This is a genomic window from Ruoffia sp. FAM 26254, assembly GCF_045528545.1.
Lineage (GTDB): Bacteria > Bacillota > Bacilli > Lactobacillales > Aerococcaceae > Ruoffia > Ruoffia halotolerans.
Window position 1 is genome coordinate 1 of record NZ_JBGQQY010000043.1, and the last position, 17,985, is coordinate 17,985.

The window sequence follows — 17,985 nt, forward strand, 5'->3', positions numbered from 1 at the left end:
AGTCTGTAAGATATCTGTAGTAAGATTGTTCATAGGGAAGTCCTCTTTTCTGTGAATGTAGTGTGGTAACTCTATTCTACAGAAGGGGCTTCCTTTTTTCTATTTACACAAGATATTTTACACTCTCCTATTATGTGAATTATTATATCATATAGTTATAAAATTATACTAGATAAATTAAATGACTTTAGAATGGGGACGTCAAAATGTTTGAACAATGGCTTGCAATGGAACAGTTTTATTTTAATGATATGTGGATTTTTGTCACAATCAGTTGCGTATTAGGTATAATATTTTTTGCTTCAATTGCTTATATTAAAAAAAGAATCGTACAAGTTATCGCTTTAGTAACGATTATTTTCTGGTTTATAACAGGTGTGTTTGTCTACCGAGGGTACGAAGAACATCATGTAATGATTTCTTTGAATAGTTATATTAATGCTGCTAATCGCAAATATGAGAAGAAAATATTTTTTGACTTTCCTTATTCCTATTCGGAACTGTCACTTTATAAGCAAGGATATATGAAGAAATATTTTGAGGCACTCCCATTTTACGATGCAGAACAATTAACTGAAGAGGTTGAATACAAGGGGAGTGATGGTACATATTATTATATAGAAGCTAAAGGAAATATATACTATACTTCTCAACGTCTATTAAGTTTCTCTGATCAAGTCAATGAACCACATAGAGTAGGAGTTCAATATCATTTAAATGATCAACAGTTTGAAACTATTGGATTTATTAATCCATCCTCAATATTTTTAGAATCATATTTGGTTCCGGAAAGTTTAAGTGACCTTGAAGTAAGTGAAGAAGATAAAGATAAGGCTGTTTATCATTCCGACCAACAAATTGGTCGATGGTTGTCACCATAAAAGCAAAAAAAGAGTGAATGAGATTTTTATTCTCATTCACTCTTTTTGTTACAATGGATTATTTTCTGATTCAGATTCTGTACTGAAAACACTTGAATTTTCTTCAGGTAATTCATTCCCATTTGGTCCAGATTCAGTCTCTGTTCCTTCTGGTGTAGATTCTTCTGATTCATCGTCGGAAGAAGTTGTCTCATCTTCACTTTCAGATTCATCCCCGGAAGAATCTTCCTGAGTTGTTAGCGTTAGTGTAATAACCATCACGTCAGAACTACTATTACCATCAACGATTCGTAATCTTAAGACATATTCTCCATCACTTTCTGCAGGAATTTGGAATGCAGTATTCGTTCCGGTGTAAACAACTTGTCCGTTTACAGATAATTCGAACTGTCCAGATTCAGTCAATGGCCCCCATTGAGCATTAATTACTTTATTCTCTTGATCATATTCTGCGTAAAATCCAGTTGGTGGATTAATATAACGACCATAAGCGAGTGATTGTTCTGTAGGTTCCTGACCTCTAATAAATAATTCGTTCGATTTAGCTTCTGCAGGAGTATATGGTCCCGGTAATAAAATTGGATCAGTATATTTTTCAATTTCTACTTCAACTATACTTTCTGGTTTCTCCCAATCTGTTACTGGTACATCAGTCATTAGATAAGTCATCATTTCACGATAGATATGCTGAGGAATGGCAGTTTCTTCAAGCGTTAAGTAATTACCAGGTTCATTTGGATTATCATAACCTACCCAAGAACTAATTGAATACTGAGGACTCATTCCGACATACCAACCATCAGGAGCAGCATATGTTCCTTGGTCTAAACCAAGAGCTGCTAACTGATCTTCTGTATAATTCGTTGTTCCAGTTTTACCAGCATGGTAAATACCTTCAATATCAGAACTACTAGCAAATACACCAGGCACACCTTTGAGAATGTCTGTTAGCATATAAGCAGTAGTATCTTTCATTGCTTGACGCGTTTCAGTTTCGAATATTTCTTCAGTACCAGCAGAAGTAATAACACGATTCACCGTATATGGCTTATTGTATTCACCATAATTTGCGATGGCAGCATAGGCTGCTGATAATTGAATAGGTGTAATACCTCCACCTAGGGCATTCGCTTCGACTAATTCACGTTTGTTGTCATTGAGGATATTGATATCCATCTTTTGTAAAAAGGCATAGGCATTATCTAATCCAACAGCTTGAAGTACTTTTAAAGCTGGAATGTTACGTGAGCCGGCTAAAGCTTCACGAAGTGTCATATTACCTTCATATTCAAAGTCATAGTTATAAAATTCTTGACCGCTTGAATAGGTATACGGCTCATCAACAACCAATGTACCTGTAGAGAAGTTTAAGTATTCTAGGGCTGGTCCATAGGCTGATAAAGGTTTCATAGTTGAACCAATTGAGCGATTCAATGTATTTGCACGGTTTAAGCCCATCGCAACTTCTTGTTTACGACCACCGATCAGGGCCACTAATTGACCATTATCCACATCTACAATAGAAGCAGCCGTTTGCATTTGATCATCAGGGAAGACAACCGCTTCATTATTATTCACTGTATCGTAAAGTTTTTCTTGAGCTTGATAGTCCATATTCGTATAGACTTCAACGCCATCAGTATAGATATTGATGTTCATCTTATCTTGCACTTCTTGTGCGACAACATCTAAGTAAGCATCAATGACTAAATCAACTTTATTTGTTGAGCTGTTAGATAAGGGAACTAACATTGATTCAATCGCCGTATTAACAGCTTCATCATATTGTTGTTGGGAAATCATTTCTCGATCTAACATAACTGCTAATACTAAATCTCGACGTTCTTTAGCTTCAGCAGGATTTGTATAAGGATCATAATTAGAAGGTGCTTGAGGAAGACCAGCCAAAAGGGCAGCTTCAGCTAAATTAATTTCTTGAATATCTTTTCCGAAGAATTCTTTAGCAGCTGTTTTGGCACCATAGACATTATTTGAATAGAATAGTTTATTTAAATATAAAGTTAATATCTCCTCTTTATTATATTCTTGTTCAATCTGCATTGCGAGCCAAGCTTCTTGAGATTTACGTTCTAATGTTTGGTCTTGGAAATCAGTTGAGAATACAGATAGTTTTACTAATTGTTGAGTAATAGTACTACCACCTTGAACAATTCCTCCAGCTCGAAGGTTTGCAATTAGTGAACCAACAATTCTTATCGGGTCAACGCCATTATGATTATAAAAACGAGTATCTTCAATAGCGATAACCGCATCTTCTAATACTTGTGGGATTTCCGATGCTTCCATGACATCTTTATTTAGACCTCCAAGTTCTTTAACTAAGTCACCAGACTTATCATAAATCTTACTCGAAACTTGACCTTGCAAATCACTGAAGCTAATTTCAGGAGAATTCATTGCGTAATAGCCGAAAACCCCCGCTCCTCCAATGACAGCAATGAAAAATAGCATAATGAGTAAAATGAAAATTCGTTTGACGATTTTTTTCGGTTTTCGATTGCGTTTATTTTTGTTTCCTTTATTATTTTTTTTATTTCTATATTTTTTGCGTTCTACACGACTTCCAGTTGCCATTTACGACATCCTTTCTACAAAGTAACTTTAATTATTTTCTAACAAGTATTCATCAAGAGCCTTTAAGTAATCAATCATCGGAAAAATACCAGTAGGGCATTCATACCCATTCTCCTTGATAAAATCATAAGTTAGACTTTGTTTGTCATTATTATTTATATATTGATGTATGTATTGATAAGGTAGTAAATAAATTTCATCTAATTCACTAAAAGATACAATTAAAAAGGCGATACCGCCTTGATCTAAACAAGAAAGCATGTGTTCTCGTTGATGTTCTGGTAAATTAGATAAAGGAAAGCTTGTTTTGTTTTTAGTTTCCTTCGCTTCAAAATCAATGTACTTGCCTTGATATACGCCATTATAATCCGTCGTTGAAGCATGACGGTAATATGCTTCTGTGATCCGAGCAGCACTTCGTCTTGGATAATCCACTCGAACAACTTGAATCGGAGTGGGTTTTTTATGAATGACTGCTAAGTTATGAGTCAGGTAATACTCATTACTTTTATTCAAGCGTTCTTCTAGAGACATACCTCGACTTCCATAGTTTATTCTCTTGTTTCGTTTTAATTTGATTTGTTTTTTAGGACCATGTCCCATTGGATATTTCACCATGATGTCACTCCTTATCACTATTTTTCATTATAACTAATAATTAAACTGTTAGATAGGTAAAATAGAGATAAAACATAAAATTAATCCAATTGACAAAAATAATAAACAATTATTCAAACATAGATAGTATATTATCATAAGTTACATGTTGAAACATGAATAATATGTGATATTATATGGAAAAAAGATTTGCATAGGCTATATCTGTACGAATTATTGAGTAAAACAGTTTACAAAAGGGCAATTTTCGGTTAGAATACAAAGGTATGTAAAACAAGAAGTGTTGGAGGGTTAACTTAATGACTACAAATTTTGAAAAAACAACAGGCAATGAAGGTACATTAACTTTTGAAATTCCTCAAGAGGAAGTAAAAAAAGGATTAGACCAAGCCTTTAAAAAAGTACAAAAAACTGTATCAGTTCCAGGTTTCCGTAAAGGGAAAGTTCCACGTCAGATTTTTAAAAACGTATATGGTGAAGAAGCATTATATGATGAAGCTTTAAACGCTGTATTACCAGATGCATATGAAGCTGCAGTTAAAGAAGCAGGTTTAGATGTGGTTGGACAACCAAAACTTGATATCGAAACAATCGGTAAAAAAGAACCTTGGGTAATGAAAGCAGAGGTTACATTAAAACCAGATGTTCAACTTGGTGAATATAAAGGATTATCAGTAGAAAAACAAGATACTGAAGTAACTGATGAAGATGTTCAAAACGCAATCAAATCTCGCCAAGAGAAATTAGCTGAATTAGTTGTTAAAGATTCAGAAGCGGTTGAAGGAGATACTGTAGTTATCGATTACGAAGGTTTCGTAGATACTGAAGCATTCGATGGTGGTAAAGCAGAAAATCATTCATTAGAATTAGGATCAAATTCATTTATTCCTGGTTTCGAAGAGCAATTAGTTGGAACTAAAGCTGGCGATAACTTAGATGTTAATGTTACTTTCCCAGAAGAATACCAAGCTGAAGAATTAGCTGGTAAAGAAGCTGTGTTCAAAGTAACAGTACACGAAGTTAAAGCTACTGAATTACCTGAATTAGATGATGAATTCGCTAAAGACGTTGATGACGAAGTTGAAACTTTAGCAGAATTAGAGAACAAAATTCGTGTTCAATTAGAAGAAGAAAAACAACAAGCAGCTAAAGACATCTTTGAAGACTTAGCTTTACGCCAAGCTGTTGACAATGCAGAAGTTGAAGGTGGCGTTCCATGGGCAATGGTTCATGAAGAAATTCACCGTCAAATGGATTACTTCTTAAATAACTTAAGCCGTCAAGGTATTCAACCTGAAATGTACTACCAAATTACTGGTACAACATCTCAAGACTTACATGATCAATTCGAAGAAGAAGCTGAATTACGTACTAAGACAAACTTAGTATTAGAAGCTATCGTTAAAGCTGAAAACCTTGAAGTAAGCGACGAAGAAAAAGAAGGAGAAGTAGAATCTCTTGCTGAACAATATGGTATGGAAGTTGACCAAGTTCGTGGATTTGTATCTGACGACATGTTAGATTCAGATATCAAGATGAAAAAAGCAATGAGCATCATTGTTGACTCTGCAGAAGAAAAGTAAGATAATAAGGATTAAAGATTAATATTATAGAGGGATTGCAAGAGTCACTAGTGTTTAATTTGGGGCTTCTTTGCATCCCTCTCTTTTGATGTTATTTATATTTTTAAAGAAAATTAAGGAGGATAATAAATGGCAAAAAAAACATCGGATATGACTAATTTCTATTGTTCATTTTGTGGAAAATCACAAGATGAGGTTAATAAAATTGTTGCAGGACCAGATGTATATATTTGTGATGAGTGTGTCGAATTATGTAAAAACATTATCGATGAAGAACTGAAAAGTGAAAGAACTCATGAACCTGTAAAAATGCTAATTCCTAGCGAAATTAAAGACGTTTTAGATGATTATGTTATCGGACAAGATGCAGCTAAAAAATCACTTTCTGTTGCTGTTTATAATCATTATAAAAGAGTGAACCAGAATATGATGGTTGATGATGAAGTGGAGTTACAAAAAAGTAACATCGCTTTAATTGGGCCGACAGGATCAGGTAAGACTTTCTTAGCACAAACAATGGCAAAAACATTAAATGTTCCATTTGCGATTGCTGATGCAACCACACTAACTGAAGCAGGTTATGTAGGGGAAGATGTTGAGAACGTTCTATTAAAATTAGTTCAAGCCGCAGATTATGATATTGAACGTGCAGAAAAAGGTATTATCTACATTGATGAAATTGATAAAATATCTAGAAAAAGTGAAAATGTTTCAATTACACGGGATGTCAGTGGTGAAGGTGTCCAACAAGCCTTATTAAAAATATTAGAAGGTACAGAAGCAAATATACCTCCTAAAGGTGGACGCAAACATCCAAATCAAGAATTCTTAAAATTAGATACTAAGAACATCTTATTCATCGTTGGGGGTGCCTTTGATGGGATCGAAACGATTGTAAAAGAAAGATTAGGCAGTAAAGTCATTGGTTTTGGTAAAACAACTGGAAAAATTGATGAAACGAAAAGTTTAATGCAACAAGTAACTTCTGAAGATTTACTTAAGTTCGGATTAATCCCAGAATTCATTGGACGTATCCCTATCACAGCAGCTTTAGAGAAGTTAACAGAAGAAGATTTAATTTCAATTCTAACAAAACCAAAAAATGCACTTGTTAAACAATATAAAAAACAATTATCAATGGATAATGTAGTACTTGAATTTGAAGAAGAGGCATTAAAAGCAATTGCTCAACAAGCGCTTGAACGCGGAACTGGTGCACGTGGTTTAAGATCAATCATCGAGAATGTGATGTTAGAAATTATGTACGAAGTGCCGAGTCGTGAAGATATCGCTAAGATAATTATTACGAAGGAAAATGTCGAAGGTGCGCATAAACCTGAATATTATAGTAATGACAATCGAAAAATTTCATAAAAGCGAGGCAGCATAATATGAAAGTACAAAATCCAAAACTCGAAATAACTGCAGTAAAGCTTGAACAGTATCCATCTATGGATAAACCAGAAATCGCTTTAGCAGGAAGATCCAATGTAGGTAAATCTTCATTTATTAATACATTAATTGAGAGAAAAGGCTTAGCTAGAACATCTGGGCAACCAGGGAAAACTCAAACGTTAAATTTCTATAATATGGATGATAAGTTCAGATTTGTAGATGTTCCTGGTTACGGGTATGCGAAAGTATCCAAAACTGATCGTGCTAGTTGGGCTAAAATGATAACTGAATACTTAACAAACCGAGACAACTTAGTAACTCTCTTGTTATTAATGGACTTTCGTCATGAACCGACAGAATTAGACATTCAAATGAAAGAATTTGCTGATGAATTAGACATTCCATATGCGATTGTTTTAACAAAAGTTGATAAAATTAAAAGAAGCCAACGAAATAAACATATTTCGATGTACACTAAAAAGTTAGAATTACCAACGAGTGATGCATTGTTTTTATTCTCTTCTGAAACAGCCGAAGGGAAAGAAGATATTTGGGAAGTAATTGAAAGTCAAATCAACTAACAAGAGAACAGGAGAATACAATGTTTAAACAACTTAAAGGTCAGTTTAATAAAGCAGAGTGGAGTTGGATGTTTCAAGATTGGGCAAACTCAGCCTATTCCTTAATGATAACAACAGCTATATTCCCAATTTTTTATAAGTCTGTTGCGGATGCAGGAGGTATAAGTGGGGCAGACTCAACAGCTTACCTTGGATATACCAATGCGATTGCAACAGTTCTAACAGCTGTTTTAGCCCCTTTTCTTGGGACGAGTGCTGATTATAAAGGGTATCGAAAACCTTTATTCACTATTTCAACACTCTTAGGTATAATTGCTGTATTTTCAATGATGTTTATTGGAAATGGTAACTGGTTTTTATTATTAGTTGTTTATACGATTTCTTCATTTGGTTTTCACGTAGCTAATATATTCTATGATAGTTCGATTATGGATGTAACAACACCGGAACGACTAGATCAAGTCAGTTCAACTGGCTTTGGTTTAGGTTATATCGGTAGCGTATTTCCCTTTTTAATATTTATGGTGTTCCAATTAACAGGGATATTTCCTGCGAATGTCACTGTTAATATTGGATTCTTCCTTACAGCTGCATGGTGGTTTATCTTTACAATTCCATATTGGAAGAATGTAAATCAAGTGAATTACTTAGAAAAAACTGAAGGTATTATTCAAACGACGGTGAAATCATTAACTGCTACTGTAAAAGAATTAAAGAAATATCCACATATCTATTTGTTTTTACTTGGTTATTTCTTTTATATAGATGGTGTCGGAACAATCATTGCGATGGCCACTTCAGTAGGTACAGATTTAGGCTTATCAGCAAATGAACTTATCATCATGTTGCTAGTCGTTCAAATCGTAGCATTCCCATGTTCTATTATGTACGGGTATTTAGCTAGACGTTTTGGCACTAGAACAATGTTATTTGTTGGTATTGCTACTTATATAGTTATTTGTATTTTCGGATTAAGTTTAGATTCATTTACCGATTTTATGATTTTAGCTGTGCTAGTCGGAACGGCTCAAGGTGGAATTCAAGGTTTGAGTCGCTCTTACTTTGGTCAGATTATTCCTAGAGAGAAAAGTAATCAGTTTTATGGTTTCTATAATATTTTCGGGAAGTTCTCTTCCGTATTAGGAACGACTATTTTAGGAGTTGTAGCGCAGATAACAGGCGATTCTTTAAAAGGATTGTTTGCTCTAATTGTGCAATTTATTATCGGTGCGATTCTGTTATACATGGCAAAACCAAGCAAAAGTTACACTAATTAACTCGAAATAATAGAGGTGATTTCAATTGAGTTATATTCCAGAGGAAGTTATCAACGAGGTTAAAAGTAATGTTGATATCGTCGAACTTATTGGACAATATGTTCAATTGAATAAGCGTGGGACAAACTACATGGCCTCATGTCCTTTTCATGAGGATAACAATCCTTCTTTTTCAGTTTCACAGCCGAAGCAAATTTATAAGTGTTTTAGTTGTGGGAGAGGGGGGAATATCTTTGGTTTTCTACAAGAAATTGAAGGTATTTCTTTTACTGAATCTGTAGCAAAAGCAGCTGAGTTTGCGAATATTACGGTTGATGAAAAATATATTCAAGCTCAACCTTCAAAGCAGCAAGAATTTAGTTATTTATATGATATACACGAAAAAGCAAATGATTTTTACCACTACTACTTAATGAGCACAAATAATGGTGCAGAAGCTTTTGATTATTTAATTCAAAGACAGCTAACAAAAGAAGTGTTAGAAGTGTTTCAATTTGGCTTAGCGCCAAATAACTCACAATTATTAGTCCAATATTTACAAAAGGCAGGTTTTACATCCGAACAGCTAGTAGATTCAGGTATTTTTTATATGGCTGACTCTGGTGAATTAATTGATCGTTTTCGTAATCGAATTATGATTCCTCTTCGTAATAGTAGAGGAGATGTTGTAGCGTTTTCTGGACGTGTGTTTCAAGAGAATAGTGAAAAGTCGGCCAAGTATTTAAACTCACCTGAGACAAATATCTTTAAAAAAGGTAAGTTAATTTATAATTTAGACAACGCTAGATTACCCATTCGCAATCAGAATAAAGTGTTAATTGCAGAAGGTTACATGGACGTCATTAGTTTATATCAAGCAGGATATGAGAATGTGGTTGCTTCGATGGGGACAAGTTTGTCGGAGGATCACTTAAAACAATTAAGTAAAATGACGAACACTTTAATTTTTGCCTTTGATGGCGATGATGCTGGACAAAAAGCAACGAGTCGAGCTTTTCAGACAGCTCAAGGTATAACGAATGCAGAAATCAAAGCAATTCAGATACCTAATAAACTTGATCCTGATGAATGGATTAAGGAACACGGGAAAGATAGTTTCCAACAATTAATTAATCAAAGCATTTCACAATTTGAGTTTAATCGAGATTTTTTTAAGAAAGATTACAATTTAAACGATGAATATGAACTTGCACAATATATTGAAAAAGTTATCGAATTAATTAGCCAAATCAAATCACCTATTGAACAACAATTAAGAATTAATGATTTAGTGAATGAGTATCATCTTTCGGAGGCAATCATTACCGAACAGGTCAATCGTGCTCGTGATATTCGACCGAATAATTACAAGCAACCCACTGAGCAATATAATAGTGTGGAACCACCTCAAGCTAGTTTTTCAAATGAACAATTTATAACACAAGAATCTGCTTTGCAAATTAAATCAAAACGAGCATTTAATAGTGAAAAGCAAATTATATTCTATTTGATTTATTTCGAAGAGGCATGGGATTATATGGAAGAATTAAGTAATCCTCCAGTATTTTTTCATGATTTTACAAGTAAAGCATTTTTTGAGCTAGATCGATATTATTACGAAGGAAATCATTTGCCACTCACTGGTATCATTGATAGAATAAACGATACCCAAGTAAGTCATTTTTTAACTTCGTTAATGTGGGAACAAGAATTATTCGATTTTACTCGACAACTGTTAGATGATTGCTTCAAAGTTTTACAGCAAGAATTTATTCAACAAGAGATCAATGAATTAAGAAAGAAAGTTGTTCAATATCAAAAACAACAAGATTATTCAGAAATGAATCATACTTTAACAAGAATCATGAATTTAACGCGTCAGATTAAAGAAATTTAGGGGGCTTACTTATATGACTGAAAAAGATCAAGTTCAAGAAGAACAGCAACAACAGCAAGATGGAAAAACAATCGAGCAAAAAGATCCTCAACAAGAGCATGTAAAAGAAGAAAGAAGTAACGAGTTATCACTTACGTTAGAACAAGCAACGAAACAATTAATTGCTGAAAAGAGAACGTTAGGTCAAATTCATTATGATGAATTAACAAAATCAATTGCTAGTCCATACGAATTGGATGCAAATGCTATTGATAAATTAATTCAACAAGTTGAAGATAGTGGTATTGCGGTCGTTGGTGACGATGGTGGACCAACTAAACAACAAATGGTACGAGCAGAAGAAGGGGACAAGTCAACAACAGCGTCTTCAGCAGCTGTATCTAAAATCAAAGTAAGCGATCCAGTTCGTATGTACTTAAAAGAAATTGGACGCGTTGATTTACTTACAGCAGATGAAGAAGTTTCCATTGCAAAACGAATTGAAGATGGCGATGACTTAGCTAAACAAGAATTAGCAGAAGCAAACTTACGTTTAGTTGTATCGATTGCAAAGCGTTATGTTGGGCGTGGTATGTCTTTCTTAGATTTAATTCAAGAAGGTAATATGGGATTAATGAAAGCTGTTGATAAATTTGACTACCATAAAGGATTTAAATTCTCTACCTATGCTACGTGGTGGATTCGTCAAGCAATCACAAGAGCGATTGCTGACCAAGCAAGAACAATTCGTATTCCTGTACATATGGTAGAAACTATTAATAAATTAGTACGTGTACAAAGAACATTATTACAAGATTTAGGTAGAGAACCGACTCCAGAAGAAATTGGTGCCGAAATGGATTTACCGACTGAAAAAGTCCGTGAAATTCTCAAGATTGCTCAAGAACCTGTTTCCCTTGAGACACCGATTGGTGAAGAAGATGACTCTCATTTAGGTGATTTCATTGAAGATGAAGGGGCTATGAGTCCAGAAGCATTTACTTCAAGTTCTTTATTAAGAGAACAATTGGAAGATGTCCTAGATACATTAACCGATCGTGAAGAGAATGTATTACGTCTTCGTTTTGGTTTAGATGACGGGAATATTCGCACTTTAGAACAAGTAGGTAAAGTTTTTGGCGTGACACGTGAACGTATTCGGCAAATTGAAGCAAAAGCATTGCGTAAATTACGCCACCCAAGCCGTTCTAAGCAATTAAAAGATTTCTTAGAGTAGAATACATAATTTAAGATAAAGAGGCTGTATCGTTGGATATAGCCTCTTTTTACTATGTTTTATACTGTTTATTGTTCTAAAATCAAATCAATGATATTTTCGGCTGTAATCTTACCAAAATACTCATTAAGTTCAATTGGTGTAAGAGCTTCTAATAATTCTTTACGTTCAACACGTGTTCCGATTAAAGTATTTTCGATATCTTTTATATCAGCTTTTCCAAAAAAGTCCCCATAAATACGGATTTTTTGAATTCTCCCTTTATCTACACTAAGCGTTAATGATACCGTTCCGCCTTCAAATCGGCCATCAGCATTATAATCGTAACGGGGCGATTTACCATAATTCCAATCCCAATTAGCGAATTTTTCTTCAGCAATCTTATCAATGGCAGCCCATTCTTCCTCAGATAGTCGGTAATACTTAATGTCGTCGGGATGATTAACACCACACAAATGCATTAACATAGTTTTTTCGAAATCTTCCACTGTGATATCTTGATATTCCTTGGCTAGATGTGAACGAATTGGTGTAACACGACGTCGCACTGACTTAATCCCTTTAGATTCTATTTTTTTGCGATTTGGCCGCAATGCATTTTCAACAGCATCAAAATCTATATCTAGTAGAAGAGAGTAGCCCGCATATAATCGACCTTTTTGAATAGTGACAGCTGCACCGGAAACCTTTTGACCATCAATTTCAAGGTCATTTCGACCTTTACGGCCGACATTTTTAGCGCCTAACTGTTTTAATCCATCTATTGTTGGTTGATAAATACGATCGAAATTTTCATCAAAATTTGTAGAAGGATCGTCTATTATAAAAACAAAATTCGCATGGTTTCTATCCATATAGATGGCACCACCACCTGTTTCTCGTCTAACAATATCAATATTGTTTCTTGATATATATTCTTGGTTTACTTCTTCAACGGTATTTTGGTACTTTCCAATTTGGACGGAAGCACTTGGTCGGTATGGGAAAACTAAGGATTCATCCAACTTAATGTTTTCTAAAGCATAAATATGCATAGCTAATTGAGTAGCATGATCTAACACCTCAACACCGTTTCGAATATGTTCAATTACGTACATGATACGACCCCTTCATAAGTTTAATAAGGTCATTATATCATAGTGCATATTATATGCTATAACAGACAAAATCATGATGTAGACTACTTTAAAGGTAATCACTATTAGAAAGATAATAATTATGATACCGTAATAATAATAAATTATAACAGTTATTTGAGAGGAGAAAATCATTGGTTAAATTAAGTGTATTAGATTATGCTCAAATTGATGAACTAAAAGATGCACAAACTGCGGTAAAAGAATCCACTGACTTAGCGAAAGTTGCAGAAAAATTAGGTTTTCATCGTTATTGGGTGGCTGAACATCATAATGTTCCAGCTTTTGCAAGTAGTTCCCCTGAAATGTTAATGATGCATATTGCTGATTCGACAAAGAGAATCCGAATTGGATCAGGAGGCGTGATGATACCTCATTACAGCCCATATAAAGTGGCGGAAAACTTTAGAATGTTAGAAGCATTTCATCCAAACCGTATTGATTTAGGTATCGGTAATTCTTTAGGAACTAATTTAGTTAACAAAGCATTAAATGAAACGAAAGAGCGAAAATTACCTTATAATCAAAGTATTCAAGATTTATATAAATACGTGACAGATACAAATGACATTGATCATCGTTTAAATGATATTACGGCCAATCCTAAAGTCGATACAGTGCCCCAGATGTTCCAGTTAACAACTAGTACTAGAGGTGCAAAAAACGCTGCTAAAAATGGACTTGGATTGACTTTTGGTTTATTTCCAAATGCAAGCAGTGATAAATTGAATGTTGGGAAAGAAGCGGCTGAAATATATAGAAGTGAATTTAAAGCATCAAAAGCAGTAGAGCAACCAATCGTCATGTTCTCGCCATTTGTCGTTGTAGCTGATACAGATGCAGAAGCAAAAGAACTTCAAAAAGCGTTAGATGTTTGGTTACTAGGTAAAAACCACTTTGATGAATTTAAGCAATTTCCATCAGTTGAAACGGCAAAGAATTATCAATTTACTCAAGAGGATTTAAAGAATGTACAAGCTAATCGTACAAGAATGGTTGTCGGAGATATTGATTCAGTTAAGGAACAATTGGATCATTTAGTAAATCAATTTCAAGCGGATGAAGTATTAATCATTCCATTATTGCCAAAAATCGAAAATCGAATCAAAGCTTTAGAGTTATTAGCAGATCGTTTTTCAATAAAATAAAATTAAAAATAAATAAGTAATTAAAAATTTCCATATTAAATATATGGAAATTTTTTTATTTTTTTTTAAAAAAAGAAGCTTACATATTATTGTAATAAATCATAAAATTATTAGGAAATATAACAATTCAGAAAAATAAGAGCAAGTATAAATTTTTTACTATGATTTAAATAAAGAATGAAATAGCTTTCGAATCAGTATTTAACGCAATTAAATAAAGAATTTTGAAACTTTTTATTATTGCAAGCCATGTTACATAATATGACATGACACGTATATTAAAACAGAAGAAAAACAGTTGAAAACTTGTGATAAATTAAAAATAACATTAAATAAAAGTAAAAATAATACTAGTTTTAATAAATCTTTTATGATAATCTTCTAATTAAGCTTTAATAGCTTTGAGAAAGGATGTGAAAAAATGATACATATGAAAGACGTCAATAAGTATTTCGGAGATAATCACGTACTAAAAAATATCAATCTGGATATTGAAGAGGGTGAGAAAGTAGTAATTATTGGGCCTTCTGGATCTGGAAAGAGTACATTAATACGTTGTATGAATCGTTTAGAAGAGGTCACTGATGGCGTCGCTGAAGTTTACAATGTTAATTTAACAAAGAAAAACGCACCGATTCAGAAAGTGCGACAAAAAGTTGCGATGGTGTTCCAAAACTTTAATTTATATTCTCATAAAACAATATTAGAGAATATAACTTTAGCACCCATCAAAGTTCAAAAGGTGGATAAAAAGCAGGCGGAAGAATCCGGAATGAAGTATTTAAGACGGGTTGGCCTAGAAGATAAAGCCCATGCTTATCCTGCTCAACTTTCTGGAGGTCAACAACAACGTGTCGCGATAGCGAGAGCATTAAATATGCATCCAGAGGTTATCTTATTTGACGAACCAACTTCAGCATTAGACCCAGAAATGATTCAAGAAGTGTTAGACGTAATGATCGATTTGTCACATTTAAATATTACTATGGTGGTTGTGACACATGAGATGGGCTTTGCCAGATCAGTTGCTGATCGTATTATTTTTATGGATAAAGGTTCAATAGTTGAAACGGGTACACCCGATGAATTCTTTTCTCAAACACAAAATCACCGTGCAAAAGAATTTTTAAGTAAAATTATTAAACATGCTTAATCAAAAAGGAGAATAAACAATGAAAAACTGGAAAAATAAATTAGTTGCATTATCACTTTTAGGAACAACCTTACTTGGAGGATTCGCTCCTAATACAGCTTTTGCTCAAGAAGAACTGCCAGCTCAAGTTCAAGCAATTAAAGATGCCGGTGTGTTTAGAGTAGGAATTAAAGAAGATGTACCTCATTTCGGCTTCTTAAACCCTGATACTACAGAACATGAAGGATTTGAAATTGATTTAGCAAAACTTATCGCAGAAGAGATTACAGGCAGTGCAGATAATATTGAATTTACTGGTGTAACACCTAAAACACGTGGACCTTTATTAGATAACGGTGAAGTAGACGCAGTGATTGCGACATTTACAATTACACCGGAACGTAAGGAAACTTATAACTTCACTGAACCATATTTTGTTGATGAAGTTGGCTTTTTAGTTCGTACTGAGGATGGCATTACTGATTTTGCTGGTTTAGAAGGAAAAACAATTGGTGTTCCTCAAAGTGCAACAACGAAAGATTTAGTTCAAGCGGAAGCTGATGCTCAAGGTGTCACAGTTAAATTTAGTGAATTAGCTACTTATCCAGAATTAAAAACAGCCCTAACTTCTAAACGGATTGACGCTATGTCCGTTGATAAATCAATTTTAGCTGGATATGTTGATGATAATAACCAAATTTTAGATATTGGTTTTTCTCCACAAGAATATGGAATCGCAACGAAATTAAGTAATGATGAATTACACAATTATTTAAATGATTTACTTAACGGTTGGTTAGAAGACGGTACGTTAGCTGAATTACTTGAAACGAATGGCGTTGAAGCAACTAGTTCTGAAAGCGAATAATATATTTTAAAATCATAACCTAAAGTGTGTGACGTATTTTAATGCATATGTCACACATCTTTACGGTTAATAAGAGGAGGGAAAGCATGTCAGTGTTATCAGGTATCTCGTGGTTACAAGAAGGACCCTTTGCGTTGTATCGTTGGGGTGATCTATTTGAAGACATTCCCCTTTTCATGGAAGCCTTTATTTATACTATTGGGATTTCGATTTGTGCTTTAATATTCGCATTTCTATTAGGAACGATTTTAGGAATTAGTTCTTCATCAAGAAGTAAAGTACTTTCAATATTCACACGTATTTATGTAGAATTATTTCAAAATACACCTTTATTAATTCAAATATTCTTTGTTTATTATGGCTTGCCAATGGTAGGGATTGTTTTAGACACGTATATTATTGGTATTATTTGTGTAGGTCTTTATCATGCAGCATATATTGCGGAAGTTATAAGATCAGGTATTGGTTCGGTGGCAAAAGGACAAATGGAAGCAGCACTATCCCAAGGTTTTTCTTTTTGGGAAAGTATGTGGTTAATAGTTTTACCACAGGCTTTCAGGATTATGTTACCAGCGCTAACAAATCAAGTTGTAAACTTAATCAAAAACACTTCTGCTATTGCCATTATTTCTGGAGCAGATATTATGTTTACTGCCAATAGTTGGTCGTCGATGAATTTACATTACGTACCAGCCTTTGCATTTGCTGCCTTTTTATACTTCCTACTATGTTTCCCACTTACGCAATTATCTATTCGTTTAGAAGAGAAGAATAAGAAAGCTTACACTAGGTAGAGGAGGATCAGAATGAGTTTCATGGAACAAATGCAAGAATTATTTACAGTGAACAATATGGTTTTCCTTTTGGAGGGTTTATATCTTACGCTTTATATTTCTGTTATCGCTATATTTTTAAGTTCAATATTTGGAACGATACTCGCCATAATGCGTAATCAGGAAAGAGGATTATTAAAATGGATCGCAACGATCTATATTGAAATTGTTCGTAATGTACCGAATATCTTATGGATATTTGTAATATTTTTAATTTTCCGATTAAAATCTGTAGATGCAGGTATTGCAAGTTTTACTATCTTTACGACAGCTGCCTTAGCTGAGATTATTCGAGGTGGATTAAATAGTGTCGCTAAAGGTGAGATTGAAGCAGCTGAATCACAAGGATTAGCAAGTTCGCAAATCATGTGGCATATTATACTTCCACAAGCGATTAGAAATATGTTACCCGCGATTATGTCACAATTCGTAACAGTGATAAAAGATACGAGTTTCCTATGGTCCGTACTCGCCTTACAAGAAATATTAGGTAAAGCGAATATACTGATGGGAAGATATACCGCAACTTCGCAAGTGTTTGTATTATATGGGTTGTTAGCTTTAATTTACTTTGTAGTAAATTTCACGATTTCACAAATTGCACAAAAAATAGCAAAGAATACTAGTAACAGATAAAACTAAGAGAATTACATATAATCAGAAGCGATTAGTCTCAGATACTAATCGCTTTTTTGATCTAAAAATTTTATGAATAAATAGGTTCTTGAATTTTTGGTGTTGGTGAGAGAAATCTCACTGACACCTTTTTTTGTATGTACACAAAAGCCAGTGAATTCCTATATAATAAAGTTACCATACATTACTAAAAGGAGAATTCACTTGGCT

At 33.9% G+C, this 17,985-nt stretch carries 15 protein-coding genes; 12 read left to right on the plus strand and 3 right to left on the minus strand.

Translation table 11 applies throughout. The features are described from left to right. Positions 1–206: 206 nt before the first annotated feature. Positions 207–881: a hypothetical protein gene (locus ACEN3Z_RS09320; RefSeq protein WP_407090630.1), complete on the plus strand. Its 675-nt coding sequence runs from the start codon at positions 207–209 to the stop codon at positions 879–881. 48 nt (positions 882–929) lie between these two features. On the opposite strand, the gene ACEN3Z_RS09325 is transcribed toward ACEN3Z_RS09320, so the two are convergent. Next, positions 930–3,476 carry a PBP1A family penicillin-binding protein gene (locus ACEN3Z_RS09325; protein WP_407090631.1) on the minus strand — a complete coding sequence of 849 codons (2,547 nt, stop codon included), beginning with the start codon at positions 3,474–3,476 and terminating at the stop codon, positions 930–932. A gap of 27 nt (positions 3,477–3,503) precedes the next feature. Beyond that, positions 3,504–4,097, minus strand: a complete 594-nt coding sequence (gene recU, locus ACEN3Z_RS09330; protein ID WP_407090643.1) for a Holliday junction resolvase RecU — start codon at positions 4,095–4,097, stop codon at positions 3,504–3,506. A 296-nt stretch (positions 4,098–4,393) separates the two neighbouring features. On the opposite strand from recU, the gene tig reads away from it, so the two are divergent. From tig to rpoD, 6 genes are all read left to right on the plus strand, one after another. Beyond that, entirely contained in the window at positions 4,394–5,677 is a 1,284-nt protein-coding gene (gene tig, locus ACEN3Z_RS09335; protein ID WP_407090632.1) for a trigger factor, read from the plus strand. 129 nt (positions 5,678–5,806) lie between these two features. Then, positions 5,807–7,051 (plus strand): ATP-dependent Clp protease ATP-binding subunit ClpX, encoded by a 1,245-nt coding sequence (clpX, locus tag ACEN3Z_RS09340; RefSeq protein WP_407090633.1) that lies wholly within the window; start codon positions 5,807–5,809, stop codon positions 7,049–7,051. Positions 7,052–7,068: 17 nt separating this feature from the next. Then, the gene (gene yihA / locus ACEN3Z_RS09345; RefSeq protein WP_407090634.1) at positions 7,069–7,653 is read left to right on the plus strand and encodes a ribosome biogenesis GTP-binding protein YihA/YsxC; all 585 of its coding nucleotides are present in this window, start codon (positions 7,069–7,071) and stop codon (positions 7,651–7,653) included. A 20-nt stretch (positions 7,654–7,673) separates the two neighbouring features. After that, entirely contained in the window at positions 7,674–8,930 is a 1,257-nt protein-coding gene (locus ACEN3Z_RS09350) for an MFS transporter (protein ID WP_407090635.1), read from the plus strand. Positions 8,931–8,955: 25 nt separating this feature from the next. Next, the gene (gene dnaG / locus ACEN3Z_RS09355; protein WP_407090636.1) at positions 8,956–10,806 is read left to right on the plus strand and encodes a DNA primase; all 1,851 of its coding nucleotides are present in this window, start codon (positions 8,956–8,958) and stop codon (positions 10,804–10,806) included. A gap of 13 nt (positions 10,807–10,819) precedes the next feature. Further along, the gene (gene rpoD / locus ACEN3Z_RS09360; RefSeq protein ID WP_407090637.1) at positions 10,820–12,022 is read left to right on the plus strand and encodes an RNA polymerase sigma factor RpoD; all 1,203 of its coding nucleotides are present in this window, start codon (positions 10,820–10,822) and stop codon (positions 12,020–12,022) included. A 68-nt stretch (positions 12,023–12,090) separates the two neighbouring features. Here the strand turns inward: rpoD and ACEN3Z_RS09365 are convergent, their stop codons facing one another. After that, positions 12,091–13,119, minus strand: coding sequence for a lipoate--protein ligase (locus ACEN3Z_RS09365; RefSeq protein WP_407090638.1), 1,029 nt, complete (start codon positions 13,117–13,119; stop codon positions 12,091–12,093). Between the two features lie 173 nt (positions 13,120–13,292). Here ACEN3Z_RS09365 and ACEN3Z_RS09370 point away from each other — a divergent pair, with 173 nt between their 5' ends. From ACEN3Z_RS09370 to ACEN3Z_RS09390, 5 genes are all read left to right on the plus strand, one after another. Continuing rightward, entirely contained in the window at positions 13,293–14,306 is a 1,014-nt protein-coding gene (locus tag ACEN3Z_RS09370) for an LLM class flavin-dependent oxidoreductase (RefSeq protein ID WP_407090639.1), read from the plus strand. 421 nt (positions 14,307–14,727) lie between these two features. Then, positions 14,728–15,459 (plus strand): amino acid ABC transporter ATP-binding protein, encoded by a 732-nt coding sequence (locus ACEN3Z_RS09375; protein WP_407090640.1) that lies wholly within the window; start codon positions 14,728–14,730, stop codon positions 15,457–15,459. A 19-nt stretch (positions 15,460–15,478) separates the two neighbouring features. Continuing rightward, on the plus strand, positions 15,479–16,306 hold the full coding sequence (locus ACEN3Z_RS09380) for a transporter substrate-binding domain-containing protein (protein ID WP_407090641.1): 828 nt from the start codon (positions 15,479–15,481) through the stop codon (positions 16,304–16,306). Between the two features lie 86 nt (positions 16,307–16,392). Beyond that, a complete protein-coding gene (locus ACEN3Z_RS09385; protein WP_407090642.1) occupies positions 16,393–17,100 on the plus strand; it encodes an amino acid ABC transporter permease in 708 nt (235 codons plus the stop codon). Between the two features lie 30 nt (positions 17,101–17,130). Then, entirely contained in the window at positions 17,131–17,775 is a 645-nt protein-coding gene (locus ACEN3Z_RS09390) for an amino acid ABC transporter permease (protein ID WP_407090644.1), read from the plus strand. Positions 17,776–17,985 lie beyond the last annotated feature (210 nt).

Coding starts and splice junctions, on each gene's coding strand:
- rpoD (WP_407090637.1), top strand. CDS start 10,820: ATGACTGAAAAAGATCAAGTTCAAGAAGAACAGCAACAACAGCAAGAT.
- clpX (WP_407090633.1), top strand. CDS start 5,807: ATGGCAAAAAAAACATCGGATATGACTAATTTCTATTGTTCATTTTGT.
- yihA (WP_407090634.1), top strand. CDS start 7,069: ATGAAAGTACAAAATCCAAAACTCGAAATAACTGCAGTAAAGCTTGAA.
- ACEN3Z_RS09320 (WP_407090630.1), top strand. CDS start 207: ATGTTTGAACAATGGCTTGCAATGGAACAGTTTTATTTTAATGATATG.
- ACEN3Z_RS09390 (WP_407090644.1), top strand. CDS start 17,131: ATGCAAGAATTATTTACAGTGAACAATATGGTTTTCCTTTTGGAGGGT.
- ACEN3Z_RS09385 (WP_407090642.1), top strand. CDS start 16,393: ATGTCAGTGTTATCAGGTATCTCGTGGTTACAAGAAGGACCCTTTGCG.
- ACEN3Z_RS09350 (WP_407090635.1), top strand. CDS start 7,674: ATGTTTAAACAACTTAAAGGTCAGTTTAATAAAGCAGAGTGGAGTTGG.
- ACEN3Z_RS09375 (WP_407090640.1), top strand. CDS start 14,728: ATGATACATATGAAAGACGTCAATAAGTATTTCGGAGATAATCACGTA.
- tig (WP_407090632.1), top strand. CDS start 4,394: ATGACTACAAATTTTGAAAAAACAACAGGCAATGAAGGTACATTAACT.
- ACEN3Z_RS09380 (WP_407090641.1), top strand. CDS start 15,479: ATGAAAAACTGGAAAAATAAATTAGTTGCATTATCACTTTTAGGAACA.
- ACEN3Z_RS09365 (WP_407090638.1), bottom strand. CDS start 13,119: ATGTACGTAATTGAACATATTCGAAACGGTGTTGAGGTGTTAGATCAT.
- ACEN3Z_RS09325 (WP_407090631.1), bottom strand. CDS start 3,476: ATGGCAACTGGAAGTCGTGTAGAACGCAAAAAATATAGAAATAAAAAA.